Here is a 12,878-nt window from a genome sequence, read left to right on the forward strand (position 1 = left end):
GCGGCATTACCACGCAGAGCGTGGGAACGATCATCTAAGCCGAACTCGGTCAAACTGTGGGAGGGGGCTTGCTCCCGATGGCGGTGGGTCAGTCAATTGATGTATCAACTGTAAAACTGCTATCGGGAGCAAGCCCCCTCCCACAAAAAGCAAAAAAAGCAAATCTGCTGTGTATGCAAAGCCGCCCTTGATCTGCTTCAACCAATCAGGCCGCAGAGCGTCCGGAGCGGCATTACCACGCAGAGCGTGGGAACGATCATCTAAGCCGAATGAGGTCAAACTGTGGGAGGGGGCTTGCTCCCGATGGCGGTGGGTCAGTCAATTCATGTATCAACTGTAAAACTGCTATCGGGAGCAAGCCCCCTCCCACAAAAAGCAAAAAAAGCAGATCTGCTGTGTATGCAAAACCCGCCCTTGATCCGCTTCTGATCTGCTTCAACCACTCAGGTCGGCTTTCAGGCCGCCGTGCTCTTGCTCTTGATCTGAGAAGCGCCCCGTTAAACCACGATGGCCGCACGCAGGCTTGAATCCGTGGGTAACCCGGCAGGACGCCGGGTTAGCCGCGCTGGGCCAAGGATGGCCCATCGCGGCGGCCCACGGATTCAAGCCTGCGGGCGGGCACACCGAGCCTAAGCGAGGTGCCGAGTGGTGGGGCGAGAGCGTTTTGGTTACTTTTGCGCTCTATCAAAAGTGACTCGCTGTAAGAGCGAAACCGATATAAGCCATAACCCCAATACCGGATATGTACGCAACCTGAAGAACACCCCGAACCAGCCCGATGCGCGACAGCGCTACATCAAAGATCCAGTGGGGCCTCCCACAAAAGACCCACCACCCACGCCTTATTCGGCGTAAATCGGGTAATCGGTATAGCCACGTTCCGAGCCGCCGTACAAACCTTCCGCGTTCAGGGGATTCAACGGCCAGCCGTTAAAAATCCGCTGCGGCAAATCCGGGTTGGCAATAAACGGGCGGCCGAACGCTATCAAATCCGCCAGCCCCGCCGCGACCAGTATCGCGCCGCGCTCAGCGGTGTAACGGCCAGCGTAGATAATCCGCCCGCTGAAGGTGCTGCGCACGGCTTCACGGAAGGTATCGGGCAGCACCGGCGCGTTGTCCCAGTCGGCTTCGGCGATAGACACGTAGGCGATGCCCGACGCTTCCAGCACTTTGATCGCTTCGATATACGTGTGGTGCGGGTCTTCTTCCACCAGGCCGATATACACCCGGTCTTCGTCAGTGCCGCTGAACAGCGGTGAAAAACGCACGCCGAGGCGTTCAGGGCCGACCACGGCGGTGACCGCTTCGACGATCTCGCGCAGAAAACGCAGGCGGTTGTGCAACGACCCACCGTATTCATCGTCACGCTGGTTGGCATGGGCCGAGATAAACTGGTTAACCAGGTAGCCGTTGGCCGCGTGAATTTCGACGCCATCAAAGCCTGCGTCCAACGCATTGCGTGCCGCTTGGGCGTAAAGCCCCACCAGTTCTTCGATCTCCAGCGCACTCAATGCGCGGGGTACGGGCGGCTGCTTGAGTTCACCCACGCCAGGCCCGGTTTCGATAAACGCTTTGGCTTGCTCAGCGGCAATCGCAGACGGCGCGACGGGTGCGGCGCCGTCAGGCTGCAACGCGTTATGCGACACACGCCCGACATGCCACAGTTGGGCAAAAATCACCCCGCCCTCGGCATGCACTGCGTCGGTGACTTTGCGCCAGCCGTCAATTTGCGCCGGAGTGTAAATACCTGGCGTCCATGCGTAACCCTGGCCACGCGGCTCGATCTGCGTGCCTTCGCTGACCATGAAACCCGCGGTGGCACGCTGGCGGTAATACTCGGCCATCACGTCGGTGGCAATATCACCCGGTTGCGCGCTGCGTTGACGCGTAAGCGGCGGCAGCACCACGCGGTTATTCAAGGTGTGATGGCCCAGTTTGACCGGGGTATTTAAACTGCTGTTATTCATGTGAAACATTCCATCTTCAGGGCGCACTAAAGCATTGGCGGCTCTTGCGAGCCGCCAATCAATACAGCGATTAATTAACGTTAAGCGGTGAGTTTCAGCAGCGCCTTGGCGACATCGCTGGAACTGGCAGGGTTTTGCCCGGTGATCAGCAAACCATCTTCAAGTACAAAGGACTGCCAATCAGCGCCCTTTTCATAATGGCCGCCGAGTGCCTTGAAATCATCTTCAATCAAAAACGGCACCACATCAGTCAGGCCCACGGCCGCTTCTTCGCTGTTCGAAAAACCGGTGACGCGACGGCCCTTGACCAGCGGCTCGCCATTCACAGCCTTGACGTGACGCAGTGCGCCGGGGGCATGGCAGACAAAACCGATGGGCTTGCCGGCGCGCTCGAAAGACTCGATCAGCGAGATCGACGTGCTCGACTCCGCCAGGTCCCACAGCGGCCCATGACCGCCTGGGTAAAATACAGTGTCAAAATCGTCGGCGTTGACCGTGTCCAGCTTGACGGTGCTGGCCAGGGCTTGCTGCGCCGCCGGGTCAGCGGCGAAACGCCGGGTTTGCTCGGTTTGCGCGTCTGGCGCATCACTCACCGGGTCCAGCGGAGGCTGGCCGCCTGCCGGGGATGCCAGCACCAGTTCAGCGCCGGCGTCCTTGAACACATAATAGGGTGCAGCAAATTCTTCAAGCCAGAAGCCGGTTTTTTTGCCGGTATCGCCAAGCTGGTCGTGAGAGGTCAGTACCATTAATACTTTCATTTTCCAGTGCCTCGATCGATGTGAATGTCAGTGTTTTCAGGGCAACCCAACAAGTGTCGGGTCAGCTGTAACGCCTCTTCAAAAGGCGCGGGTGTTCGGGTGATCTTGCTCATGACGCTGGTCCCCAACCATAACGCATACAGGCGTTCGGCCAGGTGTTGCGGGTCTTGCTCAATCGTCAGCGAGCCGTCTTCGAGCCCGTGCTGCAGGGCCTCGGCGAGTAACGCAATGGTGCGTGCGGTGCCGCGCTGCAGGGCCAAACGCATGGGCTCTGAGAGGTCTGACACCTCGGCACCCAATTTGACGGCAAGGCATTTGCCCGCGTCGGTGCAGCCGGTCTGGTTATCGATCCAGGAGCGCCAATAGCGCAGTAACTTGGCGGACCCGGACAGTTCGGGCTGCTTGAACAGTTGCTCCATGCCCTGCACATAGTTGTCGAAATAGGTATCGAGCAATACAACACCGAATGCATCTTTGGAGTTGAAGTAGTGATAAAACGAACCTTTTGGCACGTCGGCGGCTTGAAGTATTTCGTTCAACCCCACCGCCGAAAACCCCTTACGGCTAACAATTAATTGCGCCGTGTCCAGGATCGTCTGGCGTGCACTTTTGGATTCGTTGTTCATGCTTCCTCCCCACCGATTAGACCAGTCGTCTAGCTCGTTGAGGGAATCTTAGGCGTCGAGAAAAACTTCAACAATGTCATATCCGCAAGGATTTCGGACATCACGCAAAGTCAGTTGCCGTTTACGCGGCAGCCGCCGACAATCTGCGCTCCCGTGCCCCTGGAGAATAACGATGCACAGCGTTGCGCTGATGGTTTACCCGAACTTCCAATCGTTGAGCCTCAGCCTTGGCTCGGTGTTCGAGTGCGCAAACCTGCTGCGCGGCGAGCCGGCCTATGAATTTCACCTGGTGTCGGAGAGCGGCGGCGCCGTCATGACCTCGCAGGGCTTTTCCGTGAATACCTCGCCGATCCGCGCGCAGGGTTATGACACGCTGATCGTCAGCGGCTACCTGGAATTTCGCTTGCCGGAAGCCAACCTGCTCGAACTGGTCAAGGCCGCCTCCGCGCAATCGCGACGTGTGGCCTCGCTGTGCATGGGCATCTTCGTGTTGGCCGAAGCCGGTTTGCTTGAGGGCAAACGCACCACCACTCACTGGATTCACGCCCCGGCGTTCCGCAAGCGCTACCCGCGTATCCAGTTGGAAGAAGACAAGCTGTTCGTGGTCGACGGGCAAGTGTGGACGGGGGCCGGCATGAGCGCCGGGGTCGACCTGGCATTGGCGATGGTCGAGGCCGACTTGGGCAGCGACCTGGCGCGGCGTATCGCGCGCAAGCTGGTGATCGCGCAACGCCGAGGCAGTGAACAGTCGCAATTATCGGCGTTGTTGGAGCTGGACCCCAAATCCGACCGCGTGCAACTGGCGCTGGCCTATGCCCGCGAGAACCTGACCCACGACTTGTCTGTAGAAGCCCTGGCGGAAGTGGCCCGGCTCAGCCCGCGCCAATTCAGCCGGGTGTTTCGTGAAGAAACCGGGCAGACCCCGGCCAAGGCCATCGAAGCGCTGCGCGTCGAAGCGGCGCGGGCGCTGATGGAAACCAGCCGGCACCCGGTTGAAGTGGTGGCCCGCGAAAGCGGGTTTGGTGATCGCGAGCGCATGCGCCAGGCGTTTTTGCGCGCATTCGGGCAGCCACCCCAAGCGATGCAGCAGGCGTTTAATGCAGCGCCGCCCGCGTAATCAAGTAATTCACCAATTGCGGGTCATCCTCCAGCTCGATGGACTGCACCGAGCATGGCAAGTCGTCCAGCACTGCGCTCCAGAACGCCTGCGACACTTCATCCTGGTCAAAAAAACGCACCAGCCAATGGCTCTGGCCACTGCTCAACACCTGCGTGGCGATGGCACGGCCAATGCCCTTGCGGCGATAGCGCTTGAGGATGAACAGGTCGGCCAGCTCCAGCGCATCGATGCCGGGTAATTCACTGCCTTCAATCAGCAGGAAGCCGGCGATAGAGCCATCTACCAGCAGCAGGTTGGCGCTCCATTGCGGGTCCTGCCAGTAGCGCGTCAGGTGCTCGTCATGGATATAAAAGCGGCCATCGGCCTCTACGTCTTCCTGTTCCCAGTCCGACGATTCATAGGCGTAGTACTGGTAAAGATTACGGATCAGCTCAGACGCTTCGGGGCCGGTCTGGATCAATTCGACGGTGGTTTCAGGCATTGGGCTCTCGGTCAAAACAGGCAAGGCGCCATTGTTCACAAAATGCCCGCGCAGGCCAATACATTGCATAACCTTTCTGTTTGCTGAACCGATTGCGGATTTGTCCGGCCATGTCCAAAATATTGAAACATTTAGAATAAACTTCGCCCATTGCGTTTTTCAAAGACTCTTTATTTCAAGGACATGCACTGTGACAAACGTCTGTTCCGCCGGCCTGGATGTGGGCTTTGCTTCCCTGGACTACCTGCAGATCTTCATCCTGGGCGTGATCCAGGGCATTACCGAACTATTACCGGTGTCGTCCACCGCGCACATGCGTGTGGTGCCTGCCCTGCTCGGCTGGCAAGACCCGGGTTCGGCGTTTTCGGCTGCCATGCAGTTGGCGGCACTCGCGGCGGTGGTCAGTTACTTCTGGCGTGATGTGCGCCAAGTGGTCAGCGGCAGCATCGGCGCCGTGCGCCAAGGTGATTACGACAACCAATGGTTCAAGCTGGCGGTGGCGATTGTGCTGGCGACTATCCCGATTTGTATCGCGGGCCTGGCGCTGTCGTCGACCTTGAACAGCTGTAATTCGCCGTTGCGCGGCCTGATGGTGATCGGCATTTCATGCGTGGTCATGGCGGTGCTGCTGGCCGCCGCCGAGCTGCGCGCGCGGCACACCCGTGACGTGAGCCAAATGCGCCTGCGCGATGCGCTGATAGTGGGTATTGCACAGATCGGCGCGCTGATTCCCGGTGTCTCGCGGTCCGGCTCCACACTGACCGCAGCACTGTTTTTGAACTTCAAGCGTGAAGAAGCGGCGCGCTTCTCGTTCCTGCTCGGCCTGCCGGCGATTGCCCTCGCCGGCTTGAAAGAGCTGTGGGTGCTGCTGCACGCCGACCTGCCCGCCCATGCCTGGCCGCACTTGCTCTTCGGCCTGGTGGTCGCCAGCGTGTCGGCGTTCTTCGCGATTTGGGGGCTGATGCGGTTTTTGGAGCGGTTCTCTACCTGGCCGTTTGTGATCTATCGCGCGTTGCTCGGGGTGTTTTTGATTGTGGCGGTCAGCACCGGCTTTTTATAGGCAGCTAGCGTGCTGCACAACAATCGTCCCAGACCTTGCGAATCAAGCTTTTCATCTTCAACGCCTGCGCCCAGCGATCACTGATCTCATGCCCCTGCGCATCAGTGATCGCATACGGCGGCGGGCCTAATTCGCAGGTGAAGGACAGGCTGTGCGAGGCGTCAGGGCGGCGCAGCCAGTCTTCGATAGCGTAGCGCCACCAGTCGGTGAAACGCTGCACCCAAGCCTGGTGCTGAGGGAAGTCCAGCGAGACCTGCACCTGCTCGCTGCTGGCCACGCGACCGTGCAAACCCCAGCTATGCCGCAGGATCGTGCGGATCTGCTCGTCGTCTTCCGAGGCGCCGGGCTCGGGCAACTCGCGGCCGACCACGTAGTGGGACAAGTCGGCCAGCAGTTTGAGGTCGGGCATCTGCGCCAGCAGGTCGAGGGTGAACAGCAAGTCGCTGGTGAGGCGATAGCGGTGGGTTTCCAGCAGAATCGGGAAATCCACCTGCTCGGCCAGGCGCTGCCAGCCTTCGATCAGCCGCACCGCCTCGGCCTGCGTGCGCGGGCGCACATCAGCTTGCAGGGTAAGGTGATGGCAGCCATAGCGGCTGATCACCTCCAGCGCGGCGGCGAGGTCGTCCACCGACTGCGGGAACACCTGGCCTTCGATCTGCAAACCCCTGGCGCTGGCGGCGGCGTGCAGGCGCTGCACGTCGGCGGTTTTCCAGTAATGATCGGTGACGCCGTCAAAGCCTGCGGCGACAATTCGGTCAAGCTGCGCCTCAAGCGGGCCGGGCTCGGTTTGCATGGCCCAGAGGGATTGGAATACCACAAATTGGCGCATATCAGCCTCGCAGCAACTGTTTAAGGGACAGGTCGGGGTCGGCCAGGTTGGCCTCGTTGAGCACGGTGCCTGCGCTGATCAGGCGTTCGCAGAGTTTGATCTCCTTGGCCACGCTGTTGCCCGGCGCCCAGCCGCAGGCGCCTTGCAAGCGGCTGTCGGGGGCGAGGTAGAACAGCAGCAGGCCAGCGCCAGGCAATGGCCGGCTGACGCTCAGCGCGGTGATCGCGCCCACCGTCTGCAAGCCCCAGTCGTACTGATCGGACCAGAACCCCGGAACCGCCTCGAACGCCAGTTCACGCCCGAGCAAATTCAGCGCGGCATGCCGACCCTGAGCTTCAGCGTTGCGCCAGGTTTCCTGACGCTGATAAACCCCGCCCACGCTGAACTCGCAGACGTCGCCCGCCGCGTACACATCCGGCGCGCTGGTGCGCAACTGCGCGTCGACACGAATGCCCTGCCCAGTTTCGAGCCCAGCCGCCACGGCCAATTCGATATTCGGTTGCATGCCGATGCCGACCACCACCCAGTCGCACGGCACGTGCTCGCCGCCGGTTAACTGCACGGCGTCGGTGTGAATGGCCTCTACCACCACGTTCAAACGCACGTCCACGGCGTGCTGGCGATGCAGGTCGAGCAGCGCCTGCGAAATCACCGGCGGCAGCACTCTGCCCGCCAACCTCGGCCCGGCTTCTAGCACCGTCACTGCGCAGCCCAAGGCTCGGGCGCTGGCTGCGACTTCCAGGCCGATAAACCCGCCACCGATAATCACCAGCCGTGCGCCGGGGCGTAATGCGCTGCGCAAGGCCACCGCGTCATCATGGGTGCGCAGGTACAGCACGTGCGCCAGGTTGGCGGGCAAACGCCGCGCCCTGCCACCGGTGGCCAGCAACAAGCCGGCATACGGCAGCCACTGGCCATCAGCCAATTGCAGGCGATGCTCGTGCGGCTGCAACCGGGTCATCGGGTTACCCGCTATATGCTCGATGCCCAACTCGGCAAGCCGAACGCTGTCGAGCAGGCTGCAGCCTGCCAGGTCCATGTTGCCCTGCAACACGCCCTTGGACAGCGGCGGTCGCTCGTAGGGCAAGTGCGGCTCATCGCCGATCAGGATCACGCGCCCGGTGTAGCCCTCTTCGCGCAGGGTCAGTGCTGCGCGGCCACCGGCATGGCCGGCGCCGACGATAATCAGCGGGTTGTTCATCATCACGCCGTGACAGCGAGCAGCACCCGCCCCGCTTCGACCCGAACCGGGTAAGTCTTGAGGTTGATGCACACCGGCGCGCCCATCGCCTGGCCGGTGCGGTAGTCGAAGCGCCCGTTGTGCTTGGGGCACTCGATGATGTGGTCCATCACCAGGCCGTCGGCGAGGTGAATTTTCTCGTGGCTGCACAGGCCATCGGTGGCAAAAAACTGATTATCGGCGGAACGGTAAACCGCGTAGGTGTGCGGCCCGTGGTCGAAGCGCAACACATCTTCTTCGTCTATTTCGCCCACGGCGCAGACATCGATCCATTGATCGTTCATGGCGTTTTCTCTTGTAATTGGGAGGTATCAGCGCGCGCAGGCGTCTGCCTGCACAACGGCGTCTGCGGCCGGTTCAGGGCGCGGGCGTAACGGGCGCTGCACGAAATACGCAGGGTCGCTGCGCTGCTTCCAGAGCGTCGGGATGATTTCCTTAAAGGCCTCAACGATATTCGCGTAAGGCGGCGGGCAGTCGTCGCGGATCTCCTGGTGCAGTTGCGCGAGGGCGTGGTACGGCACCATCGGGTACATGTGGTGCTCAAGGTGGTAGTTCATGTTCATGTAGATAAAGCGCAGCACGCGATTCATGTAGATCGTGCGGCAATTGCTGCGGTGGTCGAGCACATCCTCGGCCAAACCGACGTGCTGGGTGAGGCCGAACAGGTAGCCGAGCCAGGCACCGTAAAGACTCGGCAGGCCCACCAGCATCAGCGGCAACCCACTGTGCAGGTACAACGCCGTGCCGATGACAACGGCGTAAATCGCGACCCAGATACGCGCTGCGCGAAACACCTTGGGCCACTCCGACTCAGGGATAAAGTCCTGCTCCTGAGCACTCATCTTGCCGATCGAATGGCGCGCCACGCCACTGAAGGTCTTCCACGCCAGCGGCAAATTGAACAGGCTCAGGCCCATCATCAGCAGGCTCGGCGGGCGCGGCTCGACGATCTCCGGGTCACGCCCGACCACGATGGTGTCGGTATGGTGTCGGGCGTGGCTCCAGCGCCACACATGCGGCTCGAAGAGGCACATAAAACTCGCCACTTGATACAGCGCGTCATTCATCCAGCGGGTCTTGAACGCGGTGCCATGGCCGGTTTCATGCCAGCGCGGGTTAGAGGCGGTGCCATACAGCACGCCATAGGCGACAAAAAACGGCACACAGGCCCATGTGCCCCAGAACAAGTAGCCGCCGAAGCCGCTCGCCAGCAACGCCAGCACCCAGAGCGCGGTGTCGAGCAGCGCCGGGGCGTCACGGCGCTGCATCAGTTCTTTCATGCGTTTACGCGAGATCGGCGACTGGTACCAACTGGCCGAGACCAGGCCTTTTTGAGCCGCGCGAGCGGCTTCCGGGCCGGTGAGGCTGTAGTCGCGACGGGTGGGATGAGCGGTGTGTTCAGGCATTCTTATTGTTCTCCGCAAGCGTGTGGTTTCAGAGGCTGTGCGAAGCAAAAGATAGAGCGCGGCTAAATCGGCCTCAAGGCCTTGAATCCATTCCCTATCAAGCTATCATCCAGGCCAAGAGCAGCTTGATGGTTTTCTATCAAGACGCATAAGGGGCCTGTCATGCACAACCATAAACGCCCAACCATCGCCACCGTCGCCGCCCACGCGGGCCTCAGTGTGGCCACCGTCGACCGGGTGCTCAACGCGCGCGCACCGGTCAACCCAGGCACCGCTGAACAGGTGTTCCAGGCCGCCGAAGCCGTGGGCTACTTTGCTGCGCGGCTGATCGGCCAGCGCATTCGCGAACGCCGCCCGACTTACCGCTTCGGCATTCTGCTGCTGGGCACCGCCCAGGCGTTCTACGCCAACCTTGCGCAGTCGATCAGCGAGGCGGCGCACCACCACGCCACGGCCAACCTGACCTGCCAGTTCGAGTACATCGTTGACCGCAGCCCCAGCGCCATCGTCGCTCAGATAGAACAACTGGCGGTGCAGTGCGATGCGCTCGCCGTGGTCAGCTTTGCCCACCCGCTGATCAACGCCACCCTCGCGCAAATCCGCGAAGCCGGTGTGCCGGTGGTCGCCCTGCTCTCGGCTATCCATGAGCAAGCCGCCGAGCCCTACGTGGGCCAGGACAATCATGTGGTCGGGCGCACCATGGGCTGGCTGCTGGCACGCACCTGTGGCGCCCGCAAAGGCAGCGTCGGAATCTTGCTCGGCGGTCATCGGTTTCTTGGCCATCAGGCGCGTGTCGAAGGCCTGCACAGCTACCTCGCGGAACACGCGCCGGGGCTAAAACCGCTGGACCCGCTGATCAACCTGGACAACTGCGACATTACCGAAGAAGCCACCCTCGACCTGCTCACCCGCCACCCCGACCTGCGCGGCGTATGCGTGGTGGGCGGCGGCGGCGACGGCGTGATCAGTGCCCTCGCGCAATTGCCCAAGCGCCCGGCGCTGTGCTGCATTTTGCAGGAGTCCACCGAGCTGTCACGTCAGGCGCTGCGCCAGGGCCTGATCGATGTGGTGATGGACTCACAGCCACGCCCGACGGCGACCGCGCTGGTGGAATTACTGGTGCAATTGCAAAGCGCAGAAGGCTTCGACCCGGTACGGCATCGGGTGCATATCCCGCCGCTGATCGTGACGTCAGAGAACATGCCTGACTGATGGCGGCCAATCAAACTGTGGGAGCGGGCTTGCTCCCGATGGCGGCGGGTCAGTCAACTCATGTATCAATTGTAAAACTGCTATCGGGAGCAAGCCCCCTCCCACAGAGAGCAAAAAAAGCAGATCTGCTGTGTATGCAAATCCGCCTTTGATCTGCTTCAACCACTCAGGACGCAGAGCGTCCGGAGCGGCATTACCACGCAGAGCGTGGGAACGATCATCTAAGCCGAATGAGGTCAAACTGTGGGAGGGGACTTGCTCGCGATGGCGGTGGGTCAGTCAATTCATGTATCAACTGTGAAACTGCTATCGGGAGCAAGCCCCCTCCCACAGAGAGCAAAAAAAGCAGATCTGCTGTGTATGCAAATCCGCCTTTGATCTGCTTCAACCACTCAGGACGCAGAGCGTCCGGAGCGGCCTTACCACGCAGAGCGTGGGAACGATCATCTAAGCCGAATGAGGTCAAACTGTGGGAGGGGGCTTGCTCCCGATGGCGGCGGGTCAGTCAACTCATGTATCAACTGTAAAACTGCTATCGGGAGCAAGCCCCCTCCCACAAAACTGTGGGAGGGGGCTTGCTCCCGATGGCGGCGGGTCAGTCAACTCATGTATCAACTGTAAAACTGCTATCGGGAGCAAGCTGAACTGGTCAAGTAATCCCGGACACCGATTACGGTGTTTATGCCGCTTTTTGCTCCATGGCTATTGGCGACAGATAGTTGTTGTAGCTGTGGAGCCTGATTCGGTTGTATCGCATGATGCCGCTTTTTGCTCCATGGCTATTGGCGACAGATAGTTGTTGTAGCTGTGGAGCCTGATTCGGTTGTATCGCATGAAGAAGTTGGTCATATCCTGCCTCGCATCTTCAACTGTCGTGTAGCCCTTGGTGGGCACCCACTCTGATTTGAGCGTCCCGAAGAAACGTTCTGTTGGCGCGTTGTCCCAGCACTGCCCTCTGCGGCTCATGCTTTGCGTTATCCCATGCTCCAGCAGTTCGGACTGAAAGAGCTGGCTGGTGTATTGGCAGCCTTGATCCGAATGAAACATCAAGCCTGCATGTTTGCCTCGAACCTCCACCGCCATTCTCAGCGCCCTGCTAACCAGGGTGGCGTCATTGATCAGAGAAAACGCCCAGCCAACGATTCGGCGGGCGAACAGATCAATGACCGCTGCCAAGTGATACCAGCGTTTACCAACCATCAGGCTGGAATCAGAGAAAACGCCCAGCCAACGATTCGGCGGGCGAACAGATCAATGACCGCTGCCAAGTGATACCAGCGTTTACCAACCATCAGGCTGGTAACGTCGCCGCACCAGACCTGATTGATTGCGGTTGGCTCGAAATTACGCTCGAGCAGGTTCTTGGCCACAAATGCTTCGACGCCTCTAGAGCGATATTGATGGCGGCGGCGCTGCCTGCTGGCCAGATTTGCCTCCGCCATGAGTTTTCCGGCCAGATGCCGTCCCACTTTGATCTGCTGGGCCTTCAAGTGCTGAGAGATCATCCGCGCGCCTGCACTTCCCCGGCTTTCGTCATGCAGTTGCACGACTTTTACTCTGAGCGCGTCACGCTTGGTATTCGGCGCTGAGCGACGCTTAAGCCACTCATAAAACGCGCTGCGGGAAACACCAAGCGCACTACAAAGCAGGCGGGTCGGATATGAGCTCGACTCTCTCAGCTCCTCGATCAGGAAAAACGATCGGGATCCGACATCAAGAGAGCCGTAGCCTTTTTTAAGATTTCAGCCTCGGTCTCCAGGCGCTTGACCTTGGCTCGCAGCTGTTGAATCTCTCGCTGTTCATCGCTGATGGCCTTGGTACCTGCCATTGGCTGCCCTTTCTGACGCTCTTTGCGAACCTGATCAATCCAGCGGCGCAGAGCCGTAGGGCCAACGTCCATCGATGCACAGACGTCAGTAACTGAGCAGTTATCATCAAGAACCATGCTTGCAGCACGTTGCTTGAACTCGCGGGTGTAGGTCTTTCGTTCTTGCATGGAACCTCCTGATTGGGCGAATCATATCGCCCTTAAGAGGTGTCCGGGATCATTAGGCCAGTTCAAGTAGGTCTTTCGTTCTTGCATGGAACCTCCTGATTGGGCGAATCATATCGCCCTTAAGAGGTGTCCGGGATCATTAGGCCAGTTCAAGCCCCCTCCCACATTTGCCCTGCAGTGTTA

At 60.1% G+C, this 12,878-nt stretch carries 14 protein-coding genes; 3 read left to right on the forward strand and 11 right to left on the reverse strand.

Annotated features, from left to right (window positions below; translation table 11 throughout):
• Positions 1–842: 842 nt before the first annotated feature.
• The 3 genes from AO240_RS18970 to AO240_RS18980 form a co-directional block, all read right to left on the reverse strand.
• The gene (locus AO240_RS18970) at positions 843–1,967 is read right to left on the reverse strand and encodes an alkene reductase (RefSeq protein ID WP_099238292.1); all 1,125 of its coding nucleotides are present in this window, start codon (positions 1,965–1,967) and stop codon (positions 843–845) included.
• An 80-nt stretch (positions 1,968–2,047) separates the two neighbouring features.
• On the reverse strand, positions 2,048–2,725 hold the full coding sequence (locus AO240_RS18975; RefSeq protein ID WP_099238294.1) for a type 1 glutamine amidotransferase domain-containing protein: 678 nt from the start codon (positions 2,723–2,725) through the stop codon (positions 2,048–2,050).
• Positions 2,722–3,351 carry a TetR/AcrR family transcriptional regulator gene (locus tag AO240_RS18980; protein ID WP_099238296.1) on the reverse strand — a complete coding sequence of 210 codons (630 nt, stop codon included), beginning with the start codon at positions 3,349–3,351 and terminating at the stop codon, positions 2,722–2,724. Before AO240_RS18980 ends, AO240_RS18975 begins: the two co-directional genes overlap by 4 nt.
• A 172-nt stretch (positions 3,352–3,523) precedes the next feature.
• Here AO240_RS18980 and AO240_RS18985 point away from each other — a divergent pair, with 172 nt between their 5' ends.
• Positions 3,524–4,468 (forward strand): GlxA family transcriptional regulator, encoded by a 945-nt coding sequence (locus tag AO240_RS18985; protein WP_099238298.1) that lies wholly within the window; start codon positions 3,524–3,526, stop codon positions 4,466–4,468.
• Here the strand turns inward: AO240_RS18985 and AO240_RS18990 are convergent.
• Complete coding sequence (locus tag AO240_RS18990; protein ID WP_099238368.1) at positions 4,446–4,952, reverse strand: GNAT family N-acetyltransferase; 507 nt, start codon at positions 4,950–4,952, stop codon at positions 4,446–4,448. The two genes, AO240_RS18985 and AO240_RS18990, sit on opposite strands and share 23 nt — an antisense overlap.
• Before the next feature lie 190 nt (positions 4,953–5,142).
• On the opposite strand from AO240_RS18990, the gene AO240_RS18995 reads away from it, so the two are divergent.
• A complete protein-coding gene (locus tag AO240_RS18995) occupies positions 5,143–6,012 on the forward strand; it encodes an undecaprenyl-diphosphate phosphatase (RefSeq protein WP_099238300.1) in 870 nt (289 codons plus the stop codon).
• 4 nt (positions 6,013–6,016) lie between these two features.
• Here AO240_RS18995 and AO240_RS19000 read toward each other — a convergent pair whose 3' ends face one another.
• From AO240_RS19000 to AO240_RS19015, 4 genes are read right to left on the reverse strand one after another with little or no spacing between them, the layout of a single operon-like run.
• A complete protein-coding gene (locus tag AO240_RS19000) occupies positions 6,017–6,841 on the reverse strand; it encodes a sugar phosphate isomerase/epimerase (RefSeq protein WP_099238302.1) in 825 nt (274 codons plus the stop codon).
• A gap of 1 nt (position 6,842) precedes the next feature.
• Positions 6,843–8,042: an NAD(P)/FAD-dependent oxidoreductase gene (locus AO240_RS19005; protein ID WP_099238304.1), complete on the reverse strand. Its 1,200-nt coding sequence runs from the start codon at positions 8,040–8,042 to the stop codon at positions 6,843–6,845.
• A 2-nt stretch (positions 8,043–8,044) separates the two neighbouring features.
• Entirely contained in the window at positions 8,045–8,365 is a 321-nt protein-coding gene (locus AO240_RS19010) for a MocE family 2Fe-2S type ferredoxin (RefSeq protein WP_099238306.1), read from the reverse strand.
• A 27-nt stretch (positions 8,366–8,392) separates the two neighbouring features.
• Positions 8,393–9,487 carry a fatty acid desaturase family protein gene (locus AO240_RS19015; protein WP_099238308.1) on the reverse strand — a complete coding sequence of 365 codons (1,095 nt, stop codon included), beginning with the start codon at positions 9,485–9,487 and terminating at the stop codon, positions 8,393–8,395.
• A 162-nt stretch (positions 9,488–9,649) separates the two neighbouring features.
• Here AO240_RS19015 and AO240_RS19020 point away from each other — a divergent pair, with 162 nt between their 5' ends.
• Positions 9,650–10,699: a LacI family DNA-binding transcriptional regulator gene (locus AO240_RS19020; protein ID WP_099238310.1), complete on the forward strand. Its 1,050-nt coding sequence runs from the start codon at positions 9,650–9,652 to the stop codon at positions 10,697–10,699.
• A 702-nt stretch (positions 10,700–11,401) separates the two neighbouring features.
• Here the strand turns inward: AO240_RS19020 and AO240_RS29030 are convergent.
• The 3 genes from AO240_RS29030 to AO240_RS29040 all read right to left on the reverse strand — a co-directional run bounded on the left by AO240_RS29030 (position 11,402) and on the right by AO240_RS29040 (position 12,695).
• On the reverse strand, positions 11,402–11,899 hold the full coding sequence (locus tag AO240_RS29030) for an IS3 family transposase (protein WP_256585998.1): 498 nt from the start codon (positions 11,897–11,899) through the stop codon (positions 11,402–11,404).
• Complete coding sequence (locus AO240_RS29035) at positions 11,899–12,246, reverse strand: IS3 family transposase (RefSeq protein WP_256585999.1); 348 nt, start codon at positions 12,244–12,246, stop codon at positions 11,899–11,901. Before AO240_RS29035 ends, AO240_RS29030 begins: the two co-directional genes overlap by 1 nt.
• A 140-nt stretch (positions 12,247–12,386) precedes the next feature.
• Positions 12,387–12,695 carry a transposase gene (locus tag AO240_RS29040; RefSeq protein ID WP_256586000.1) on the reverse strand — a complete coding sequence of 103 codons (309 nt, stop codon included), beginning with the start codon at positions 12,693–12,695 and terminating at the stop codon, positions 12,387–12,389.
• Between the last annotated feature and the right edge of the window lie 183 nt (positions 12,696–12,878).

It is taken from the genome of Pseudomonas sp. ICMP 460 (assembly GCF_002723595.1).
Classification (GTDB): Bacteria; Pseudomonadota; Gammaproteobacteria; order Pseudomonadales; family Pseudomonadaceae; genus Aquipseudomonas; species Aquipseudomonas kitaguniensis.